18 protein-coding genes are annotated in these 22,558 nt (G+C 60.6%); 16 read left to right on the top strand and 2 right to left on the bottom strand.

Going from position 1 to position 22,558, the window contains the following annotated elements; translation table 11 throughout:
- Positions 1 to 23 precede the first annotated feature (23 nt).
- The gene (locus tag AB4N33_RS25905) at positions 24 to 341 is read left to right on the top strand and encodes a Rieske (2Fe-2S) protein (RefSeq protein ID WP_460120835.1); all 318 of its coding nucleotides are present in this window, start codon (positions 24 to 26) and stop codon (positions 339 to 341) included.
- On the opposite strand, the gene sfsA is transcribed toward AB4N33_RS25905, so the two are convergent.
- A complete protein-coding gene (sfsA, locus tag AB4N33_RS25900) occupies positions 338 to 1,051 on the bottom strand; it encodes a DNA/RNA nuclease SfsA (RefSeq protein ID WP_460120833.1) in 714 nt (237 codons plus the stop codon). The genes AB4N33_RS25905 and sfsA overlap by 4 nt on opposite strands.
- A complete protein-coding gene (locus AB4N33_RS25895; RefSeq protein ID WP_460120832.1) occupies positions 1,051 to 2,223 on the bottom strand; it encodes a pyridoxal phosphate-dependent aminotransferase in 1,173 nt (390 codons plus the stop codon). The genes sfsA and AB4N33_RS25895 overlap by 1 nt, the downstream gene beginning before the upstream one ends.
- A gap of 338 nt (positions 2,224 to 2,561) precedes the next feature.
- On the opposite strand from AB4N33_RS25895, the gene dksA reads away from it, so the two are divergent.
- The 15 genes from dksA to AB4N33_RS25820 all read left to right on the top strand — a co-directional run bounded on the left by dksA (position 2,562) and on the right by AB4N33_RS25820 (position 22,294).
- Positions 2,562 to 2,996, top strand: a complete 435-nt coding sequence (gene dksA, locus AB4N33_RS25890; RefSeq protein WP_460120830.1) for an RNA polymerase-binding protein DksA — start codon at positions 2,562 to 2,564, stop codon at positions 2,994 to 2,996.
- Positions 2,997 to 3,171: 175 nt separating this feature from the next.
- Positions 3,172 to 4,056 carry a tRNA glutamyl-Q(34) synthetase GluQRS gene (gluQRS, locus tag AB4N33_RS25885; protein ID WP_476458519.1) on the top strand — a complete coding sequence of 295 codons (885 nt, stop codon included), beginning with the start codon at positions 3,172 to 3,174 and terminating at the stop codon, positions 4,054 to 4,056.
- Between the two features lie 77 nt (positions 4,057 to 4,133).
- Complete coding sequence (locus AB4N33_RS25880; protein WP_003176118.1) at positions 4,134 to 4,310, top strand: hypothetical protein; 177 nt, start codon at positions 4,134 to 4,136, stop codon at positions 4,308 to 4,310.
- Positions 4,294 to 7,248 carry a sensor histidine kinase gene (locus AB4N33_RS25875; protein WP_460120827.1) on the top strand — a complete coding sequence of 985 codons (2,955 nt, stop codon included), beginning with the start codon at positions 4,294 to 4,296 and terminating at the stop codon, positions 7,246 to 7,248. The genes AB4N33_RS25880 and AB4N33_RS25875 overlap by 17 nt, the downstream gene beginning before the upstream one ends.
- Before the next feature lie 22 nt (positions 7,249 to 7,270).
- On the top strand, positions 7,271 to 8,707 hold the full coding sequence (locus AB4N33_RS25870; protein WP_476458518.1) for a sigma-54-dependent transcriptional regulator: 1,437 nt from the start codon (positions 7,271 to 7,273) through the stop codon (positions 8,705 to 8,707).
- Between the two features lie 688 nt (positions 8,708 to 9,395).
- Positions 9,396 to 10,799: a polynucleotide adenylyltransferase PcnB gene (locus tag AB4N33_RS25865; protein ID WP_460140892.1), complete on the top strand. Its 1,404-nt coding sequence runs from the start codon at positions 9,396 to 9,398 to the stop codon at positions 10,797 to 10,799.
- A 4-nt stretch (positions 10,800 to 10,803) separates the two neighbouring features.
- The gene (folK, locus tag AB4N33_RS25860) at positions 10,804 to 11,295 is read left to right on the top strand and encodes a 2-amino-4-hydroxy-6-hydroxymethyldihydropteridine diphosphokinase (protein WP_476458517.1); all 492 of its coding nucleotides are present in this window, start codon (positions 10,804 to 10,806) and stop codon (positions 11,293 to 11,295) included.
- Positions 11,296 to 11,636: 341 nt separating this feature from the next.
- Positions 11,637 to 12,437, top strand: coding sequence for a 3-methyl-2-oxobutanoate hydroxymethyltransferase (gene panB / locus AB4N33_RS25855; RefSeq protein ID WP_460140890.1), 801 nt, complete (start codon positions 11,637 to 11,639; stop codon positions 12,435 to 12,437).
- On the top strand, positions 12,434 to 13,291 hold the full coding sequence (panC, locus tag AB4N33_RS25850; protein WP_476458516.1) for a pantoate--beta-alanine ligase: 858 nt from the start codon (positions 12,434 to 12,436) through the stop codon (positions 13,289 to 13,291). Before panB ends, panC begins: the two co-directional genes overlap by 4 nt.
- Positions 13,292 to 13,355: 64 nt before the next feature.
- The gene (gene panD, locus AB4N33_RS25845) at positions 13,356 to 13,736 is read left to right on the top strand and encodes an aspartate 1-decarboxylase (protein WP_460120814.1); all 381 of its coding nucleotides are present in this window, start codon (positions 13,356 to 13,358) and stop codon (positions 13,734 to 13,736) included.
- A 217-nt stretch (positions 13,737 to 13,953) separates the two neighbouring features.
- Positions 13,954 to 15,618 carry a glucose-6-phosphate isomerase gene (gene pgi / locus AB4N33_RS25840; protein ID WP_460140888.1) on the top strand — a complete coding sequence of 555 codons (1,665 nt, stop codon included), beginning with the start codon at positions 13,954 to 13,956 and terminating at the stop codon, positions 15,616 to 15,618.
- A 229-nt stretch (positions 15,619 to 15,847) separates the two neighbouring features.
- Positions 15,848 to 17,785, top strand: a complete 1,938-nt coding sequence (gene acs, locus AB4N33_RS25835) for an acetate--CoA ligase (RefSeq protein ID WP_476458515.1) — start codon at positions 15,848 to 15,850, stop codon at positions 17,783 to 17,785.
- Positions 17,786 to 17,940: 155 nt separating this feature from the next.
- A complete protein-coding gene (locus tag AB4N33_RS25830) occupies positions 17,941 to 18,957 on the top strand; it encodes a class I SAM-dependent rRNA methyltransferase (RefSeq protein WP_460120808.1) in 1,017 nt (338 codons plus the stop codon).
- A gap of 92 nt (positions 18,958 to 19,049) precedes the next feature.
- Positions 19,050 to 21,998 carry a DUF748 domain-containing protein gene (locus AB4N33_RS25825; RefSeq protein WP_460120806.1) on the top strand — a complete coding sequence of 983 codons (2,949 nt, stop codon included), beginning with the start codon at positions 19,050 to 19,052 and terminating at the stop codon, positions 21,996 to 21,998.
- Positions 21,995 to 22,294, top strand: coding sequence for a DUF2845 domain-containing protein (locus AB4N33_RS25820; protein ID WP_460120804.1), 300 nt, complete (start codon positions 21,995 to 21,997; stop codon positions 22,292 to 22,294). The genes AB4N33_RS25825 and AB4N33_RS25820 overlap by 4 nt, the downstream gene beginning before the upstream one ends.
- Positions 22,295 to 22,558 lie beyond the last annotated feature (264 nt).

Here is a 22,558-nt window from a genome sequence, read left to right as displayed (position 1 = left end):
AGCCGTCGGCGTTGAGGAGAGTCATGAAGTTTCTCTGCGCCGGCACTGAGCTGGCCGATTCCAGCAGCCGCGGTTTCGACGTCGAGGGGCGGAAGCTGTTCGCCGTGCGTCGCAACGGCCTGGTCCATGTTTATCTCAACCGCTGCCCGCACCGTGGCGTAGGGCTGGAATGGACGCCCGACCAATTTCTCGACCCGAGTAACACCCTGATCCAGTGCGCCACCCATGGCGCATTGTTCCTGATTGAGGACGGCGAATGCGTGGCCGGCCCCTGCGCCGGACAATTTCTCACCGGCATTGATTGCCGCGAAGACGACCAGGGTATCTGGATCAGCGTCTAACGACCGAGCAACACGTCCAGTCGCCGCTCAACCCGCATTTCTTCATGGCTCAAGCGCACACCGTACGCCAGCACCTCGACTCCACACGCTACTGCTTCTCGCAATGCCGACGCGTAGGCCGCATCGATTTCGTCCGCTGGGCGCACGGCGTCGATATCGTTCAGGCACACGCAGTACAATTGCACAGCGCGGATGCCGTCCCTGGCCAGATGCGCCAGCTCACGCAAATGCTTGGCACCCCGCTGGGTCACCGCATCGGGAAACGCCGCAACGGATGATCCGTCGAAGCCCAGTGTCACGCTTTTGACCTCCACATAGGCGGGGCCACTCGGGTAGTCGAGACGAAAATCGATGCGACTTCGTTCCTGTCCGTAAGCCACTTCACGCTTGAGCTCGGTAAAACCAGCCAGCTCGGTGATGACGCCGCCACGCAGCGCCTCCTCGACCAAACCATTGGCACGTCCGGTATTTACGCAAAACAGCCGTCCTTGTGGGGTTTCACCGATTTCCCAAGTGCCCGTCAATTTGCGCTTCGGGTCGTTTGAGCGACTGAACCACACTTGACCGCCTTCAACCTGGCAATTAAGCATCGAGCCGGTATTCGGGCAATGTAGGGTGAGGAACTCGCCGTCAACGGTCTCGATATCGGCGAGAAACCGCTTGTAGCGCCGGATCAGGCGACCTTCTTCGAGGGGCGGGTGAAAACGCATCAGCCTTGCCAGCTCCGCAAGCCGCGAGCGATGCGCTCAACCGCTTCCTGTAGGCGCGGCAGACTCTGGGTGTAGGCAAACCGAACGTGATGGCTGGACTGGTAGCGCCCGAAATCGAGACCAGGCGTAATTGCAACATGCTCGGTTTCAAGGAAATGTTTACAGAACGCGAAGGCATCACCGCCGAACTGGCTGATATCGGCGTACAAATAGAAGGCGCCTTCAGGCTCCACGGCAATATTGAATCCCAGCTCACGCAGGGCCGGCAACAGGAAGTCCCGACGTCGGCCAAATTCGGCGCGGCGTTCTTCAAGAATATTAATAGTCGCCGGTTCGAAACAGGCCAAAGCCGCATGCTGGGCCACGCTTGGGGCACTGATGTAGAGGTTCTGGGCCAGTTTCTCCAGCTCACCTACCGCTGCCTCCGGTGCCACCAGCCAGCCCAGCCGCCAACCGGTCATGCCGAAATACTTGGAAAAACTATTCAACACAAAGGCGTCGTCGTCGACTTCCAGGACGCTGGCGGCATCGGTGCCGTAAGTCAGGCCGTGGTAGATCTCGTCCACCACCAGATGACCGTGACGTGCCTTGATTGCATCGGATAACCCGGCCAGGTCGTCGCGGCTCAGGATCGTACCCGTCGGGTTGGCGGGCGAGGCCACCAGAGCACCGACGCTGTCTTTGTCCCAATGACGCTCGACGAGATCCGGCGTCAGTTGATATCGCACCTCGGGCCCCACAGGGACAAGCTGCGCCGCACCTTCGACCAGTCGCAGAAAATGCCGGTTGCACGGGTAGCCCGGATCCGCCAGTAGCCAGTGTTTGCCCGGATCCACCAGCAAGGCACTGGCCAGCAGCAACGCGCCGGAGCCGCCGGGGGTAATGAGGATGCGCCGCGGATCGATACCCAAACCATAACGCTGCTGATAGAAACCCGAAATGGCCTCGCGCAGTTCTGGAATGCCGCGGGCGGCAGTGTAACGGGTCTTCCCTGCCGACAACGCCGCTTGGCCGGCCTGGATGATCGGCTCGGCGGTGGTGAAATCCGGCTCGCCGATTTCCAGATGAATCACATCAAAGCCGGCCGCTTGCAGTTCATTGGCCCGCGCCAGCAGCGCCATGACATGGAACGGTTCGATCGCGCGACTGCGGGCACTGTAGGACTGGGCCATTAGCCTTCCTTCAACAAAAGGGGAAAAAACCGATTCTACCCAAGCGCGGGAACGAGCGAGAACCAAAAGCGGTCAGACACCTGGTACCCCTGGCCACAAACGACTCATACGCGTGCGCCAGGTTTGACTAAAATCATTACTTGATCAGGCCTCCATCGCCAGCAGACAAGGCTTTGCAATCATTTGCAAGCCCCACCGGGCCGTGACCTCGACATCCGGGAGTAGCGCGGTCCGACTTGATCTGTTAAGTTCGCCCGCTTGCAGCCGCAGGGCCGGCAGGTGCCGGTGATGGAGCAATCCTGCGCAGATGGATTACAAGAGTAGAGGCGGTCTATTTCATGTCCACCCAAGCAAAGCAACAGCCAATCAGCGGTTTCGAACCTTACGTTCAAACCAAGGGTGAGGAATACATGGGCAAGCCCATGCGCGCTCACTTCACCAAGGTCCTGAACAAGTGGAAACAGGACTTGATGCAGGAAGTCGACCGCACGGTTGATCACATGAAGGACGAAGCAGCCAACTTCCCGGACCCGGCAGACCGTGCCAGCCAGGAAGAAGAGTTTGCCCTCGAACTGCGCGCCCGCGACCGCGAGCGCAAGCTGATCAAGAAGATCGACAAGACTCTGCAACTGATCGAAGACGAAGAGTACGGCTGGTGCGAATCCTGCGGCGTCGAGATTGGCGTCAAGCGTCTGGAAGCCCGCCCTACCGCCGACATGTGTGTTGACTGCAAGACCCTTGCGGAAATCAAGGAAAAACAAGTCGGCAAGTAATGGCGATTTGAATGAAGAACGGAGCGTGCGAACGCTCCGTTTTTGTTTCTGATATTTACCCGCCCCTGTAGGAGCGAGCTTGCTCGCGATGCGATGCGATGTGTCATGTCAGACCGCATCGCGATCAAGCTCGCTCCTACAGGGATTGGTGCACGCTGAAATTGATATCGCGCTTATGAAATCTTCCTACATCGGACGCTTCGCCCCCACGCCAAGCGGACATCTGCATTTCGGTTCGCTGGTCGCCGCGCTGGCTTCGTACCTCGACGCCCGTGCAGTGGGTGGGCGTTGGCTGATGCGCATGGAAGATCTCGATCCGCCGCGGGAAGAGCCCGGCGCGCAGGCAGCCATTCTCCACGCCCTGGAAAGCTACGGTTTCGAGTGGGATGGCGAACTGGTCCGCCAGAGCGAGCGCCACGACGCGTACGCCAACATGCTCGATCAGTTGTTCAATCACGGCCTGGCGTACGCCTGCACCTGCTCGCGCAAACAGCTTGAGCCCTATCACGGCATTTATCCCGGGCTGTGCCGCAATGTCGGTCACAGTCCTGAAGGCGCAGCCATCCGCCTGCGCGTCCCCGAGCTCGAATATCACTTCATCGACCGCGTGCAGGGTGAGTACCGCCAGCACTTGGGCCGGGAGGTTGGTGACTTCGTGATCCGTCGCCGCGATGGCCTGTACGCCTATCAATTGGCGGTGGTGCTCGATGACGCCTGGCAGGGCATCACCGATATCGTTCGCGGCGCCGACCTGCTGGACTCTACCCCGCGCCAGTTGTACCTGCAGGAACTGCTCGGTCTGCGGCAGCCTCGTTATCTGCACATTCCTCTGATCACCCAGCCTGACGGCAACAAGCTCGGCAAGTCCTACCGCTCGCCGCCACTGACCAAAGATCAGGCAACACCCTTATTGCTGCGGGCACTGCGGGCACTCGGGCAAAATCCCGGGACCGAACTGACCTACGGCACGCCCCGGGAAGTGTTGGACTGCGGCATCGCCCACTGGGATGCATCGAAGATCCCGCGCACACTCAACCTGCCCGAAGCGCAACTACAGTGATCAGGCTTGCAGTGGCTCACCCATCCGTTACCATCGCCGCACGTTTTCGGGCACGCGCATAAAAAAGAGAGGCCGGGATGTACATCTATCGCTTGGTCCTGCTCCTGGTAGTGGGGATCTATCTGTTCTCCCCAGCCATCATGGATTGGTGGATCGACGCCACAGGCGCCTGGTATCGCCCTTATCTGCTCTGGCTGATCCTGATCGTCGTGACCTTCATCCTGCAGAGCCAAAAAGATGCCGATGAGCTTTAGCCTGACCCAGATGATCCTGATCAGCGCCGCCTACCTGGCAGTGCTGTTCGGCGTGGCCTGGGTCAGCGAACGGGGCATGATCCCCCGGGCGATCATTCGCCACCCGCTGACGTACACCCTGTCGCTGGGGGTCTACGCCAGTGCATGGGCGTTTTACGGCACGGTTGGCCTGGCCTACCAGTATGGCTATGGCTTTCTGTCGAGTTACCTCGGGGTTTCCGGTGCATTCCTGCTGGCGCCGGTGTTGCTGTACCCAATCCTGAAAATCACCCGCACCTATCAGTTATCGTCACTGGCCGATCTGTTCGCGTTCCGCTTTCGCAGTACCTGGGCGGGCGCGCTGACCACCATCTTCATGTTGATCGGCGTGCTGCCGTTGCTGGCCCTGCAGATTCAAGCGGTGGCCGACTCCATCAGCATTCTCACCGGCGAACCGGTACAGCATCGCGTGGCGCTGAGCTTCTGCGCATTGATTACCCTGTTCACGATTTTCTTCGGCTCACGACACATCGCCACTCGCGAGAAGCATGAGGGCCTGGTGTTTGCGATTGCCTTTGAGTCGGTGATCAAGCTGATCGCCATTGGCGGTGTCGGCCTGTATGCCCTTTATGGTGTATTCGACGGCCCCCAACAGCTTGAGCTTTGGTTGCTGCAAAACCAGACCGCCCTCGCCGCCCTGCACACGCCCTTGCAGGAAGGCCCGTGGCGCACGTTGTTGCTGGTGTTCTTCGCGTCGGCGATCGTGATGCCGCACATGTACCACATGACCTTTACCGAAAACCTCAACCCGCGCTCGCTGGTCAGCGCGAGCTGGGGCTTGCCGCTGTTCCTGCTGTTGATGAGTCTGGCGGTGCCGCTGATTCTCTGGGCTGGACTGAAACTGGGTGCCACCACCAATCCTGAATTCTTCACCTTGGGCATCGGCATCGCCGCCAACAGTCCGGCCCTGGCGCTGCTGGCCTATGTCGGAGGGTTGTCGGCCGCCAGCGGTCTGATCATCGTCACCACCCTGGCCCTGTCCGGGATGGCCCTGAACCACCTGGTGCTGCCGCTTTACCAGCCCCCTGCCGAAGGCAACATCTATCGCTGGCTGAAGTGGACCCGCCGCGCCTTGATCGTCGCGATCATCATGGCCGGCTACGGTTTCTACCTGCTGCTGGGGGCCGAGCAGGACCTTGCAAACCTGGGCATCGTCGCGTTCGTCGCCACCCTGCAGTTCCTGCCTGGCGTGTTGTCGGTCCTGTACTGGCCAACCGCCAACCGTCGCGGCTTCATCGCCGGCCTGCTGGCGGGGATATTGGTGTGGCTGATCACCATGCTGTTACCCCTGGTGGGCAACCTTCAGGGTTTCTACATTCCGCTGCTGAACATGATCTACGTGCTGGACGACACCAGTTGGCACATGGCGGCCATCGCATCGCTGGCCGCCAACGTGCTGATGTTCACCCTGATTTCACTGTTCACCAACGCCAGCACCGAAGAGGCCAGCGCCGCCGAAGCCTGCGCGGTCGACAACGTGCGTCGCCCGCAACGCCGGGAACTGCATGCCGCCTCGCCCCAGGAATTCGCCACGCAACTGGCCAAGCCCCTGGGTGCCAAGGCGGCACAGAAAGAAGTCGAACAGGCCCTGCGCGATCTCTATCTGCCGTTCGACGAACGCCGGCCTTATGCCCTGCGCCGCTTGCGGGACCGGATCGAAGCCAACCTCTCCGGCCTGATGGGGCCGAGCGTGGCACAAGACATGGTCGAAACCTTCCTGCCGTACAAGGCTGGCGGCGAAAACTACGTCACCGAAGACATTCATTTCATCGAAAGTCGCCTTGAGGATTATCACTCGCGCCTGACCGGCCTGGCCGCCGAACTCGACGCCCTGCGCCGCTACCACCGCCAGACCCTGCAGGAATTGCCCATGGGCGTTTGCTCCCTGGCCAAGGACCAGGAAATCCTCATGTGGAACAAGGCCATGGAGGAGCTCACCGGCATCGCCGCGCAACGCGTGGTCGGTTCGCGCCTGAGCACCATTACCGAACCGTGGAAGGGCCTGCTGCAAGGTTTCATCAACGTGCCGGACGAGCACTTGCACAAGCAGCACCTGGCTCTCGATGGCCAGACCCGCTGGCTCAACCTGCACAAGGCGGCCATCGATGAACCACTCGCGCCGGGCAACAGCGGGCTGGTACTGCTGGTCGAAGACCTGACCGAAACCCAGATGCTCGAAGACAAACTGGTGCACTCCGAGCGTCTGGCCAGCATCGGCCGTCTCGCAGCGGGCGTGGCCCATGAGATCGGCAACCCGATTACCGGCATTGCCTGCCTGGCTCAGAATCTGCGCGAAGAGCGTGAGGAAGATGGCGAGCTCAAGGAAATCAGCGGCCAGATCATCGAGCAGACCAAACGCGTGTCGCGCATCGTCCAGTCATTGATGAGCTTCGCCCATGCCGGGAGCCATCAGCACAACGATGAAGCCGTCTGTCTGGCCGAGGTGGCCCAGGATGCCATCGGCCTGCTGGCGCTGAACCGACGCAATTTCGAGGTGCAGTTCTACAACCTGTGCGATCCCGAGCACTGGGTCGAAGGCGATCCGCAACGACTCGCCCAGGTCCTCATCAATTTGCTCTCAAACGCCCGTGACGCCTCGCCTCCGGGCAGCGCGGTGCGGGTCAAGAGCGAAGCCTACGAACACACGGTCGACCTGATCGTCGAAGACGAAGGCAGTGGCATACCCAAGAACATCATGGACCGACTGTTCGAGCCTTTCTTCACCACCAAGGACCCTGGCGAAGGCACCGGTCTGGGCCTTGCACTGGTCTATTCCATCGTTGAAGAGCATTATGGACAAATCACCATCGACAGCCCGGCTGATGTTCAAAGCCAACGCGGCACCCGTATCAGGGTCACTTTGCCGCGTCATGTCGAAGCGACGTCCGCTGTGAACTGAGACCGTCGAGAGTATCGAATCAATGCCGCACATTTTGATCGTCGAAGACGAAACCATTATCCGCTCCGCCTTGCGCCGCCTGCTGGAACGTAACCAGTACCAGGTCAGCGAAGCCGGTTCAGTGCAGGAAGCACAAGAACGCTTCACTATTCCCACGTTCGACCTGATCGTCAGTGACCTGCGCCTTCCGGGCGCGCCGGGGACTGAACTGATCAAGCTTGGCCAAGGCACTCCGGTGCTGATCATGACCAGCTACGCCAGCCTGCGTTCGGCGGTCGACTCGATGAAGATGGGCGCGGTGGACTACATCGCCAAACCCTTCGACCACGATGAAATGCTCCAGGCCGTTGCACGCATCCTGCGTGACCGGCAATCGGCACCGGCCGGCGGCGAAACAGTAGCGGGCAAAGCTGCCAATGGTGCGGCCAAACCGGGCACCGACAGCAGCAATGGCGAAATCGGCATCATTGGCTCCTGCCCACCGATGCAGGACCTCTACGGCAAGATTCGCAAAGTCGCACCGACCGACTCCAATGTGCTGATCCAGGGCGAGTCCGGCACCGGCAAGGAATTGGTGGCGCGTGCCCTGCACAACTTGTCCAGGCGCGCCAAGGCACCGATGATCTCGGTGAACTGTGCAGCGATTCCTGAAAGCCTGATCGAATCCGAACTGTTCGGCCACGAGAAAGGCGCCTTTACCGGTGCCAGTGCCGGGCGTGCCGGCCTGGTGGAAGCTGCGGATGGCGGCACGCTGTTCCTTGACGAAATCGGTGAATTGCCACTCGAGGCCCAGGCTCGTCTGCTGCGCGTGTTGCAGGAAGGCGAGATACGCCGGGTCGGCTCCGTGCAGTCGCAGAAGGTCGACGTGCGCCTGATCGCCGCGACCCACCGCGACCTCAAGAGCCTGGCGAAAATCGGCCAGTTCCGTGAGGACTTGTACTACCGCCTGCACGTGATTGCGCTGAAACTGCCGGCATTGCGCGAACGCGGCGCCGACGTCAACGAAATCGCCAATGCGTTCCTGGCACGCCAAAGTGCGCGCATCAACCGCACCGACCTGAAGTTTGCCCCTGACGCGGAGCAGGCCATCCGTCACTATTCGTGGCCGGGTAACGTGCGCGAGCTGGAAAACGCAGTCGAACGCGCGGTCATCCTAAGCGAGAGCCCGGAGATTTCCGCCGAGCTGCTGGGCATCGACATCGAACTGGGCGATCTTGAAGACGACGAGTTCATCGGCCTGGCGCCGCAACAGGGCAATGGCGCTGCCAGCAGCAGCCATGAGCCGACCGAGGACCTGTCGCTGGAGGACTACTTCCAGCACTTCGTTCTTGAGCATCAGGACCACATGACCGAGACCGAGCTGGCGCGCAAACTGGGGGTCAGTCGCAAATGCCTGTGGGAGCGCCGTCAGCGCCTGGGCATTCCGCGGCGCAAGACCGGGGTGGCCAGCGAGAGCTGAACGTCACCTGAAGGGTGCACCAGTAAAACATGACTTTGTGAAAAAACTGTTACCGCAGGCTTTTCGCGTAACAGAAGCCGGGGCTTACGGTAACGAAGCCCCGGTTTTTTTTGACCTCGAAAAACCGGCCACGAGGGTGTAACCCCTTGTTTTACTGGGGTTCGCAAAAGTTGGCACGCACCCTGCTATATGTTTGGTACAAGAACAATAACAAGCAATGCATAAGACAATAAAAATAAGACGAATCGACTCACGCACAATAAAAACAAGACGGCGAGAGGCGCAGCTAACTGATTCTTTTGGAGAGGCGTTGTATTTGGGGCGTGCCCCACGACCAGGCCGAGAACAACAAAAACTGTCCTAAGACAGAGCCTGAACTGGTTGGATCGCAAGATCACTGCAACACAGCGACCAAAGCAATCCGTTTGCTCTTGGCTCCCGATTGGGAGGGTCATGAAGGAAAAGCTTCATGACGAGGGCACTCAACAAAAACAAAAAGCCCGAAACCAATAACAAAAATAGAGCATGCAACTACTTCTTGGGGAGCTTCGGCTCCCCCTTGTAGTTTCCGTCTTCCGGACCTCTTCCTACGGTGTCCTACACCATCCTCTGACTAAATGCTAGAATCCCCGCCCATCATGCGGTCATTCTTCGTTTTGGCCGAACATTCCTTCAAACAGTGCATCCCATGCTGAAGAAGCTGTTCCAGTCATTCCGTTCTCCCAAGCGTATTACGCAACACATCCGCAGCACGCCTGAAGTGCTTAACAGCGGCCAACATTCGCTGCAAAAGGCGCAATTCAGCCGCTACGCGGTGAACATTGTCGAACGCCTGCAGAGCGCCGGTTACCAGGCTTACCTGGTCGGTGGCTGCGTGCGCGACATGCTGCTGGGCATCACGCCCAAAGACTTCGACGTCGCCACCAGCGCCACGCCCGAGCAGGTTCGCGCCGAATTCCGGAATGCGCGCATCATCGGTCGTCGCTTCAAGCTGGTGCACATCCATTTCGGCCGTGAAATCATCGAAGTCGCGACCTTCCGCGCCAATCACCCGCAAAACGACGAGGAAGAAGACAGCAACCAGTCGTCGCGCAACGAGAGCGGACGCATCCTGCGCGATAACGTCTATGGCACCCTGGAGGAGGACGCACAACGTCGCGACTTCACCATCAACGCCCTCTATTACGACCCGGTCAGCGAGCGCATCCTTGATTACGCCAACGGCGTACACGATATCCGCAATCACCTGATCCGCCTGATCGGCGACCCGAAGCAGCGTTACCAGGAAGACCCGGTGCGGATGCTGCGGGCCGTGCGTTTTGCCGCCAAGCTCAATTTCGGCATTGAAAAGCACAGTGCCCAGCCGATCCGTGACCTGGCACCGATGCTGCGCGAGATCCCGTCGGCGCGTCTGTTCGAAGAAGTGCTGAAGTTGTTCCTCTCCGGCCATGCCGCCGACACATTCGAGATGCTGGTCGACCTGCAATTGTTCGATCCGCTGTTCCCGGCGAGCGCCGAGGCACTGGAATACAACCCGACGTACACACACACGCTGATCAGTGAAGCGTTGATCAACACCGATCTGCGCATCAAGCAGAACAAACCGGTGACCCCCGCGTTCCTTTTTGCCGCCTTGCTCTGGCCTGCCCTGCCTGCTCGCGTCTTGCGCCTGCAAGAGCGTGGCATGCCGCCAATCCCGGCGATGCAGGAAGCCGCTCACGAACTGATTGCCGAACAATGCCAGCGCATCGCGATTCCGAAGCGATTCACCCTGCCCATCCGTGAAATCTGGGACATGCAGGAACGCCTGCCGCGACGCAGCGGCAAACGCGCCGACCTGTTGCTGGACAACCCGCGATTCCGCGCCGGTTACGACTTCCTGCTGCTGCGTGAAAGCGCGGGCGAGCAGACCGACGGCCTGGGTGAATGGTGGACCGACTATCAGGACGCCAACGACAGCGAACGTCGCGACATGATCCGCGACCTCGGCGGCAAGGACGATGGCGCCCCCGGGGCTCCCCGCAAACGTCGTCGCAGCACCGGTGCCAAACGCAAACGAGCGGCTGGTGCACCGAGCGCATCGGGCGAGTAGCGCCATGGAACGCATCTACATTGGCATGGGCAGCAACCTGGCTGACCCTGCCGAACAACTGCGCAGCGCACTCGATGCGCTGGCGCGTTTGCCGCAGACCACCCTGGCCGGCGTCTCCGCGTTTTATCAGAGCGACTCACTGCTACCCGGCCAACCGCGCTACACCAATGCGGTGGCCGCCCTCGACAGCTCACTGGCGCCACTGGTGCTGCTGGACGCGTTGCAAACAATCGAAAACGGCCAGGGCCGCGAACGTCTCGAACGCTGGGGACCGCGCACGCTGGACCTCGACATTCTGCTGTTCGGCGATCGCCTGATCGACGAACCACGCCTCAAGGTGCCCCACTACCACATGCAGGAGCGCGCCTTCGTCCTGTATCCGTTGGCCGAACTGGCGCCGGCAGACCTGCGCCTGCCGGATGGCCGCACATTGGCCGACATGCTCGCCGCCTGCCCGTTCGTCGGACTCGAACGCCTCCCGCACGCCGCCCTGTAGGAGCGAGCTTGCTCGCGATTGCGACAGGCCAGTTAGCTCAGCAGTGACTGACACTCCGAAATCGCGAGCAAGCTCGCTCCTACAGGGGGAGTCTTGTGTTGCCAGTGCTGAAACGCATCAGTCCCCTTCGGTAACACCCCTGTCGTAACAATGCGGTAACACACGTAATTGACTTCCCGAGTTCTCCTCACGACTATAGGCGTCCCGCTGCCGTCAACTCGGCAGTAAAGGGCGCAATCCAGGCCTTAAAAGCACGACAACAGAGCGTGCGCCTGTATTTAACGAAGAATCACGCGCGTTACTCGCAGTAGTTTCCACAGCGCCTGAATGAGGAACTTTTGATGCCAGCCATCACCCTGACCACGCTGCAAGGTCTCAAGCAAAAAGGTGAAAAAATCACCATGCTGACCTGCTATGACGCCACCTTCGCACACGCCTGCAACGAGGCTGGCGTCGAAGTGCTGTTGGTGGGCGACTCCCTCGGCATGGTTCTACAAGGTCATGACAGTACTTTGCCGGTGACCACTGCCGAAATGGCTTACCACGTCGCGGCCGTCAAACGTGGAAACACCGACGCTTTGATCCTCGCCGACCTGCCATTCATGGCTTACGCCACCCTCGAACAAACCATGATCAACAGCGCCACGCTGATGCAGGCGGGTGCGCACATGGTCAAGGTCGAAGGGGCACTGTGGCTGGCGGAATCGATCCGCCTGCTGGCCGAGCGTGGCATTCCGGTCTGTGCACACTTGGGGCTGACTCCGCAGGCGGTGAACCTCCTCGGCGGTTACAAAGTCCAGGGCCGCAGCGAGAATCAGGCGCGGCAGATGCGGGCCGATGCCATTGCCCTGGAGCAGGCCGGCGCCGCCATGCTGTTGCTGGAGTGCGTGCCAAGCGAATTGGCTCAGGAAATCACTCAGGCAGTGAGCATTCCGGTGATCGGCATCGGCGCGGGTAACGGCACCGATGGCCAGGTACTGGTGCTGCACGACATGCTGGGCCTGTCGATCACTGGCCGCGTGCCGAAGTTCGTGAAGAACTTCATGGCCGGCCAGACCAGCATTGCGGCGGCGCTCGGCGCGTATGTATCCGAGGTCAAGGCAACGACTTTCCCCGGCACCGAACACGGATTCTCTGCATGAACACCGTAAAAACCCTACGTGAACTGCGGGCAGCCGTAGCTCGCGCCCGCAGTGAAGGCAAGCGCATTGCCCTGGTGCCGACCATGGGCAACCTGCACAGCGGTCACATGGCGCTGATTGCCAAGGCCTCGCAACGGGCAGATTTCGTGGTCGCGAGCATTTTCGTCAACCCACTGCAATTCGGCGCGGGCGAAGACCTCGACAAGTACCCGCGCACACTGGCGGCGGACCAGGAAAAACTCCTCGAAGCCGGTTGCCACCTGTTGTTCGCCCCCGCCGTTGAAGAGATGTACCCCGAGGGCATGGCCGGTCAAACCCGCGTCAGCGTCCCGCAACTGTCCGAAGGCCTGTGCGGTGCGAGTCGTCCTGGCCATTTCGAAGGCGTGGCGACGGTGGTCAGCAAGTTGTTCAACATGGTTCAGCCGGACCTGGCCGTGTTCGGCCAGAAAGACTTCCAGCAACTCGCTGTCATTCGCGCGCTGGTGCATGACTTGAACATGCCGATCCAGATCATCGGCGAGCCGACAGTCCGCGCCGACGATGGCTTGGCGCTGTCGTCGCGCAATGGTTTTCTCAATGAAGAACAGCGCGCGGTTGCCCCGATTGTGTATCGCACGCTGTCCTCGATGGCCGAGGCCATCAAACAGGGCGATCGGGATTATCCGGCGTTGATCGCGGCGCAACAGCAGCAGCTCGAGGCCGCTGGCCTGCGCACCGATTACCTGGAAATCCGTCATGCACTGACCTTGCGCCCGGCAACGGCGCAGGACCGCGACCTGGTGATTCTGGTGGCGGCATTCCTGGGCACCACGCGCCTGATCGACAACCTGCACCTGGATCTCGACGCTTCCTGAAATATGTGGGAGCGGGCTTGCTCCCACACAGGAACCCATCGCCCCCTCGACCTGGGAAACACTCATGCACACCATCATGCTCAAGGCCAAGCTGCATCGCGCCGAAGTCACTCATGCTGTACTCGATTACGAAGGTTCCTGCGCCATTGACGGCGAGTGGCTGGACCTGTCCGGCATCCGAGAATACGAACAGATCCAGATCTACAACGTCGACAACGGCGAGCGCTTCACCACTTACGCGATTCGTGGCGAAGAAGGATCGCGCATCATTTCAGTCAACGGCGCCGCAGCCCACAAGGCCAAGGTCGGCGACCGCGTGATCATCTGCGCCTATGCGCAGTACAGCGAAGCCGAGCTCGCCCACTTCAAGCCGCGCATGCTCTATATGGCCCCAGGCAATGAGCTGAGCCACACCAGCAACGCCATCCCCGTCCAGGTCGCCTGAGCCAATTTCCCCGTTTGTCGGACCGTTCCCTATCCCATGTACAAAAAAGTACCGGGAACGGGTCAGACAAAGTCAAGACAGATCGCAGCGCGAGGTTTACTGTAGTCGCCCTGTGCCATGAAATCGTGTCGACGCAGTTTGACCGGGCGCCCACCCATGGCGCTCCGTGACTTTTAGTGTTCAAAAGGCCGTTCAAGTAAAAAGGAAACCCGCAGCGATGGCGTATTACCGTACTCCTCAAGACGTGACCGCACTGCCCGCTTGGCAGGCGCTGAAAGAACACCGCCAAGCCATGCAGGATTTCAGCATGCGCGAGGCCTTTAATGCCGATCCGCAGCGCTTTACTCAATTCACCCTCAGCAGCTGCGGCCTGTTTCTCGACTACTCGAAGAACCTGATCAACGCCCAGACGCGTGACCTCCTGGTCGGCCTGGCCAAGGAAGTCGACCTGCAAGGCGCGATCAAGGCGCTGTTCGAAGGCGAGATCGTCAACTCGTCCGAAGGCCGCCCGGCCCTGCACACCGCGCTGCGCCGCCCGGTCGGCGACAAGCTGTCGGTCAACGGCGTCAACGTCATGCCGGAAGTCCACAAGGTGCTGAACCAGATCACCGACCTCGTCGGCCGTATCCACGACGGGTTGTGGCGCGGTTACACGGAAAAGCCGATCACCGACGTGGTCAACATCGGCATCGGCGGGTCCTTCCTCGGCCCGGAGCTGGTATCCGAAGCGCTGCTTTCCTACGCGCAAAAAGGTGTGCGCTGCCACTACCTGGCGAACATCGACGGCAGTGAGTTCCATGAGCTGACCATGAAGCTGCGCGCCGAAACCACGCTGTTCATCGTCTCGTCGAAATCCTTCAACACGCTCGAAACGCTGAAAAATGCCCAGGCCGCTCGTGCCTGGTACTTGGCGCAGGGTGGTTCGGAAGCCGAGCTGTACCGTCACTTCATCGCCGTTTCCAGCAACAACGCGGCGGCGGTCGCCTTTGGTATTCGTGAAGAAAACATCTTCCCGATGTGGGACTGGGTCGGCGGGCGTTACTCGCTGTGGTCGGCCATCGGCTTGCCGATCGCCCTGGCCATCGGCATGTCGAACTTCAAGGAGCTGCTGTCCGGTGCCTACACCATGGACCAGCATTTCCAAAGCGCCCCGTTCGAACAGAACATGCCAGTGCTGCTGGCCCTGCTCGGCGTCTGGTACGGTAATTTCTGGGGTGCGCAAAGCCACGCGATCCTGCCGTACGATCACTACCTGCGTAACATCACCAAGCACTTGCAACAGCTGGACATGGAATCCAACGGCAAGAGCGTGCGCCAGGACGGGACCTCGGTGTCCACCGATACCGGTCCGGTGATCTGGGGCGGCGTCGGCTGCAACGGCCAGCACGCGTATCACCAGTTGCTGCACCAGGGCACCCAACTGATCCCGGCCGACTTCATTGTGCCGATCGTCAGCTTCAACCCAGTGTCCGATCACCACCAGTGGCTGTACGCCAACTGCCTGTCGCAAAGCCAGGCGTTGATGCTCGGCAAGACCCGCGCCGAGGCCGAGACCGAACTGCGCGACAAGGGCATGGCCGAAGCCGATGTACAGAGACTCGCGCCGCACAAGGTGATCCCGGGCAACCGTCCGAGCAACACTCTGGTGGTCGAACGCATCAGCCCGCGTCGTCTCGGCGCTCTGGTGGCGATGTACGAACACAAGGTCTTCGTGCAAAGCGTGGTCTGGGGCATCAATGCCTTCGATCAGTGGGGCGTGGAGCTGGGCAAGGAACTGGGCAAGGGCGTCTACAACCGCCTGGTCGGCAGCGAAGAAACCGCGGCCGAGGATGCGTCTACCCAGGGCCTGATCAACTACTTCCGCGGTCGTCACCGCGGCTGATCCTTAGCCCCACTGCTATGCCCACTGTGGGAGTGGGCTTGCCCGCGATAGCGGTGTGTCATTCAGCGTCTATGTTGACTGACACACTGCAATCGCGAGCAAGCCCGCTCCCACAGTCGTTTTTCCCTGGTTGTTTTGCTGTGAGTCCGGAATTCGGGCAACCCGGTTGAACCCTTCCCCATCTCGGTCCATCTTTACTCTTGTCGCAAAACAAGAATAAGGAACCGTCATGTTCGATATCAGCACGTTCCCCAAAGCCGATGCCGTCCGCCAGGCTGCACAGTTGAGTCAAGACGACTACAAGCGCCTTTACCGCCAATCGGTCGAACACCCCGGCGACTTCTGGGCCGAGCAAGCCCGGCACTTTCTGGACTGGAGCAAACCCTGGGACACCGTCCAGCGCTACAACCTGAAAACCGGTGAAGCCAGCTGGTTTGCCGGTGGCCAGTTGAACGTCAGCTACAACTGCATCGACCGCCACCTGGCAGAACGCGGCAATCAGGTCGCCATTGCCTGGGAAGGCGACGACCCGGCCGAATCCGCGCAAATCACCTACAAAAAACTCCACCATCACGTGTGCCGCCTCGCCAATGTGCTCAAAAGCCGAGGCGTCAAGAAAGGTGACCGCGTGTGCATCTACATGCCGATGATTCCCGAAGCGGCCTACGCGATGCTCGCCTGCACGCGCATTGGCGCGGTGCATTCGGTGGTGTTTGGCGGGTTTTCTCCCGACTCGGTGCGTGACCGGATTCTCGACGCCGACTGCCGCACCGTGATCACCGCCGATGAAGGCGTGCGCGGCGGCAAGTTCGTTTCACTCAAGGAAAAAGTCGACAAAGCCCTGCTCAGTTGCCCGAATGTCAGCACGGTGATCGTGGTGGAGCGCACCCAGGGCCAGGTGAACTGGGTCGAGGGCCGGGACCTGTGGTATCACCAGGCGCTGCGCGACGTCAGTGACGATTGCCCGCCGGAGCCGATGGATGCCGAAGATCCGCTGTTCATCCTCTACACCTCCGGCAGCACCGGCAAACCCAAAGGCGTGCTGCACACCACCGGCGGTTACCTGCTGCAAGCCGCCATGACCTTCAAGTACGTACTCGACTACCGCGACAAGGAAGTCTTCTGGTGCACCGCCGACGTTGGCTGGGTCACCGGTCACAGTTACATCGTCTACGGTCCACTGGCCAATGGCGCGACCACGCTAATCTTCGAAGGCGTCCCGAGCTACCCGACCAGCTCGCGCTTCTGGCAGGTCATCGACAAACACAAGGTGAACATCTTCTACACGGCTCCGACCGCCCTGCGCTCGCTGATGCGCGAAGGGGCCGAACCGTTGAAGGAAACTTCGCGGGCAAGCCTCAGACTGCTCGGCAGCGTCGGCGAGCCGATCAACCCGGAAGCGTGGGAGTGGTACTTCAATGCTGTCGGCGAACAGCGTTGCCCCATCGTCGATACCTGGTGGCAGACCGAAACCGGCGGCATCATGCTCAGCCCCCTGGTCAGCGCACAACGGATCAAACCCGGCTGCGCCACCCAACCGATGTTCGGCGTGCAACCGGTGTTGCTGGATGAAACCGGTAAGGAGATCAAAGGAGCCGGTAGCGGCGTGCTGGCGATCAAATCCAGTTGGCCGGCGCAGATCCGTAGCGTGTACGGCGACCCGCAGCGAATGGTCGACACCTACTTCAAGCCCTACCCCGGTTACTACTTCACCGGCGACGGTGCACGCCGCGATGAGGACGGCGACTACTGGATCACAGGACGTATCGACGACGTCATCAACGTGTCTGGCCACCGCATCGGCACCGCCGAAGTCGAAAGCGCCCTGGTGCTGCACGACAGCATTGCCGAGGCCGCCGTGGTCGGTTACCCCCACGATGTCAAAGGCCAGGGTATCTATGCGTTCGTTACCCCCATGAACGGTATCCAGCCCAGCGACGAGCTGAAAAAGGAGCTGCTGGCCCACGTCAGCGAGGAAATCGGCAGCTTCGCCAAGCCAGACCTGATCCAGTGGGCGCCGGCCTTGCCGAAAACCCGTTCGGGCAAGATCATGCGACGGATATTGCGCAAGATCGCCTGCAATGAACTGGACAGCCTGGGAGATACGTCGACGCTGGCGGACCCGAGCGTGGTGCAGGATCTGGTCGATAAGCGGCTAAACCAGTAAAAGCACCGCGAGCAAGCTCGCTCATACAGGGAATCTGCGCACGCCCCCTGTAGGAGCGAGCTTGGCGAAACGTCGCACCGTCGCGATCGCTTCACCTCGGTCTGACGTCAAACTGCTAAACTCCCGCGCCCCATTCCTCCAGCAAGGCGCCCAGCATGTCTTCCTTGAACCAGGCGCTGCGCGCCGCCCTTGATCATCGCCAGGACCTGCTGGCCGAACTGCATCAGCAGGGCACCGACTGCTATCGCCTGTTCCACGGCAGCCAGGAAGGCGCCGGTGGCCTGACCATCGACCGCTACGGTCCGCAATTGCTGGTGCAGAGCTTTCACCAGACGCTGGAACGTGAAGACCTGCTGCACATCCACGCCGTCATCAATCAACATCTGGGGCTCGACACCTTGCTGGTCTACAACGACCGCTCGCGGGGCAATTCGCGGATTGATCGCGAGGACACGGTCTACAAGGCCGATGACGCCGCCCTGCAAGACCTGGTGGGTCATGAATGGGGTCTGAACTATCGGGTACGCGGCCGCCACGCCGGCCAGGACCCGCTGCTGTTTCTCGACCTGCGTAACGCCCGTGGCTGGGTCAAGGACCATAGTCGAAACAAAAGCGTGCTGAACCTGTTCGCCTACACCTGCGGCGTCGGCCTGAGCGCAGCGGCTGGCGGGGCGCGCGAGGTGTGCAACCTGGACTTTGCCGAGGGCAACCTGGCCGTCGGCCGGGAAAACGGCCTGCTCAACCCGGATCTGCCGACCATGCAATTTATCCAGTCCGATTATTTCCCGGCTATCCGCCAACTGGCCGGGCTGCCCGTCAGCCAGCGTCGCGGACAAAAGCTGCCGAGCTACCCACGCCTGGAACAACGCCAATACGACCTCGTATTGCTGGATCCACCGGCCTGGGCCAAGAGTGCATTCGGCACCGTCGACCTGCTGCGCGACTACCAGAGCCTGCTTAAACCTGCCCTGCTGACCACCGCAGAGGATGGCGTGCTGATCTGCTGCAACAACCTGGCAAAAGTCAGCATGGATGACTGGCGCGAACAGGTCTTGCGTTGTGCCGAGAAGGCCGGGCGTCCGGTACGCGAATGGACAGAGATGAAGCCGGCAAGGGATTTTCCGTCGATGGACCAACAGCCCCCGCTGAAAACCCTGATCCTGCAGCTCTGAAACACGTCAGACAAATCTGAAAGTGGTGTGCAGCTCATTTGCTTCGGAACCGCAAACGCGTGCCATACTCCAAGGCACTCCGATTCAGACAGATGAAGCTGCACATGCACAAAGGATTGATTCGCGCCGTCGGCGCCTTGTTGACTGCCCTGGCCCTCTACAGCCTGCTGGGGTTTCTGATTCTGCCGGGCATAGCCTTGCGTGTAGCCAATCAACAATTGGCCAATTATGCGACGACACCCGCCACGCTGCAGCGAATCGAACTCAATCCCTTCAGCCTTGAAGTGACGCTGTGGGGCCTGACCATTGGCGAGCCGGGCAAGGAACAGGTCGGCTTCGAGCGCTTGTACGCCAACCTGCAGCTCGACAGCCTGTGGACCAAGGCGCTACACCTGGCCGACATCGAACTGGACAAACCCAAGACGGAGATTCTTTTTGACAAGGACGGCAAGCTCAACTTGCTGGGCCTGTTCAAGTTGCCGGCGAGTGAGCCAACGCCAGCCAATCCCGACGCCAAGCCCTTTCCATTGCGCATCGAACGCATCAACCTGGCCGGTGGCGCCGTGCACTTTCTGGACGAACGCCCCAGCGAGCCTATCGAATTCGTCTACGACAAACTGGACTTCGAGCTGAAAAACCTCAGCACCCTGCCCGAAGACAGCGCCGACATGACCCTGGTGGCTGTCGGGCCCAACGGCGGACAGATCGACTGGTCCGGTAACTTCAGCCTGATCCCGATTGCCTCCGAGGGCACGCTGAAAATTACTGACGGCAAGATGAAAGCCTTTTGGCCCTACGTGCGCGACGCCGTGCCGCTGGTGCTCGAAGACGGCGTTGTCAGCCTGAGCACCGACTACAAACTCAATCTGGCCAAGCAAACCGAACTGCTGCTCAGCAACGTCGCGGTCAGTGTGGCGCCGTTTGCCATCAAGGCCCCGGATGGCCGGCAACTGGCAAAACTCGAGCGACTGGATGTCACCGACACCACCGTGGACCTGGCCAGGCAACAAGTGGTGGTCGGCAAGATCCGCAGTCAGAAGCTCGAAACCTGGGCCGCTCTGGAAGCCGATGGCCAACTCGACTGGCAAAAACTGTTCGCCAGCCAACCGTCCAAAGCAGCCGTCAAGGCCAAGGCCGAACCCGCTGACACACCGGCGGCGGCCGACTCGCCGAAAGCGCCGCAAACGCCCGGCAAGCCGTGGCAAGTGTTGTTGAAGGACGTGCAGTTGCGCGACTACCAGGTGCATCTGGCTGATCGAAAGGCGCAACCCGCTGTCGAGCTGGATTTGAAACCGCTGAACCTGGACCTGCAGAACTTCGACAGCCTCAATGGTTCGCCCTTTACCCTCAAGCTCGACGCCGGCGTCGGCAAGCAAGGCAAAGTCAACGCTGAGGGCGAGGTCAACCTGGCGCCGGTGAGCGCCAGACTGAAGGTGCAAACCAAAGACATCGACCTGCGTGTTGCGCAGTCCTACATCAATCCGTTCATCCGCCTCGAACTGCGCAGCGGTATGCTCGGCAGCGATCTGGCGGTCGACCTGAAGAGCACCGAGCCGCTGGCACTCAGCGTCACCGGACGGGCGCAGATTGATCAGTTGCACACCCTCGATACCCTGAAAACCCGCGACTTCCTCAAGTGGCAGCAGGTGGTGGTCGAAGGCTTGAACTACCAGCATGGCGACAGCGTGTCGATCGACCGCATCAACCTGTTCCAGCCCTATGTGCGTTTCATGATCAACGACGACCGTACCACTAACGTCGATGACCTGCTGATTCCACAACCGGCCGACTCCGGCGGCAAAACCGCAGCGGCCAAACCGGCGAGCAAAGACAAACCGCTGGGCATCCACATCGGTGGCATTGCGATCAACGACGGCTCGGCCAACTTCGCCGACTTCAGCCTGACGCCGAATTTTGCCACTGCGGTTCAACAGCTCAACGGCCAGATCGGCACCATCGACAGCCGTCAGGCGAAACCGGCGACCGTAGACGTCAAGGGCAAGGTCGACCGCTACGCCCCGGTGACCATCAAGGGCGCGGTCAATCCGTTTGACCCGATGGCGAGCCTCGACATCGCCACCAGCTTCAAACGCGTGGAACTGACCACGCTGACGCCCTACTCCGGCAAGTTCGCCGGCTACCGCATCCGCAAGGGTCGGCTCAACCTCGACCTGCATTACCTGATCACCAAAGGCCAATTGAAGGCAGAAAACAAAGTGGTGGTCGAGCAGTTGCAGCTCGGTGAAAAGGTCGACAGCCCCGATGCGGTCAGCCTGCCATTGAAGCTGGCGATTGCCTTGCTCAAGGACGTCGACGGCAAGATTTCCATCGAACTGCCGGTGACCGGCGACCTGAACAATCCACAATTCAGCGTCATGCCAATTGTCTGGCAGACCCTGCGCAACCTGATCGTCAAGGCCGCCGCCGCACCGTTCAAGATGATCGGCGGGCTGATCAGTGGCGGTGGTTCCGAGGATCTGGGCACGGTGTCGTTCGCGCCGGGTTCCAGCGACCTGAGCAAGGATGCGGAGGGTTCACTGGTCAAACTGTCCCAGGCCCTGAAGGAACGTCCGGCGCTGCGCCTGGAGATCGAGGGCACGGCGGCCGCCAGCAGCGATGGCCCGCTGATTGCCGAGCAGCGCCTGGAACGCGAATACCAATACAACTACTACAAAATGCTCCAGCGTCGCGGCGACAAGGTGCCGGCGCAGGCGTCGCTGCTGCAAGTCCCGGAGGGCGAGAAAGGCCCGCTGCTCGAAGGCATCTACCGTACCCGCCTGAAAACCCAGCCACCGGCTGAATGGGCCGACCTTGGCAAGGAGGAGCGCACGGCGAAAATGCGCGCCGACGTCATCAAGTTCTGGAGCTCCAGCGACGTGCTGTTGCGCCAGTTGGGCCAGGACCGCGCCAGCAGCATCAAGGACTACCTGGTCGACAAGGGCCAACTGGCAGATGATCGTGTGTACTTCATCGACGCCAGCCTCGGCGAGGCTGAAAGTGACGGTCGGGTAGTGACACCGATGCACCTGGACGCCGAATGAGGGTCCGGGAGGTTCTGTTCGGCCTGACACTGGCATTGGGTACAACCCACGCCTGGGCTGCCGATACCCTGCGTTGCGGCAGCCAGTTGATCAGCGTCGGGGATCGGTCCAGCGAGGTGCTGCAAAAGTGCGGCGAGCCCGTTAGCCGCGATCTTTTGGGTTACAAGCGCAGCGCCAACCGGCGCGAAGAATTCCAGGTCGAGGAATGGACCTACGGGCCCAATGGCGGGATGTATCAGTACCTGCGGTTCGAGGGTAACCGGCTGAGGCAGATCACCAGCAAGCGTGGGAACTGATTACGCTGAGTACTCGGCTTGACTCACTCATTTGTGGGGCTTGTCGAGTCGTCGCACCGCCGCGATAGCGTCGTATCAGTCGCCATCCATGTGGCTGACACACCGTCATCGCGAGCAAGCCCGCTCCCACAGTTTTATTGTGTGTAGCCCCATTCACTTTGATTTGCGTGGCCAGAAATAGAACAGGCCCCGAGCACGAATGCCCGAGGCCTGTAATGGCCACATCCTTATGGCCGTCGCATGAACTCCAAAGTGGCGGCAGAC

The organism is Pseudomonas sp. S1_E05 (assembly GCF_056337105.1).
The sequence above is the reverse complement of the archived record's forward strand: the minus strand, read 5'-3'. Positions and strand labels throughout refer to the sequence as shown.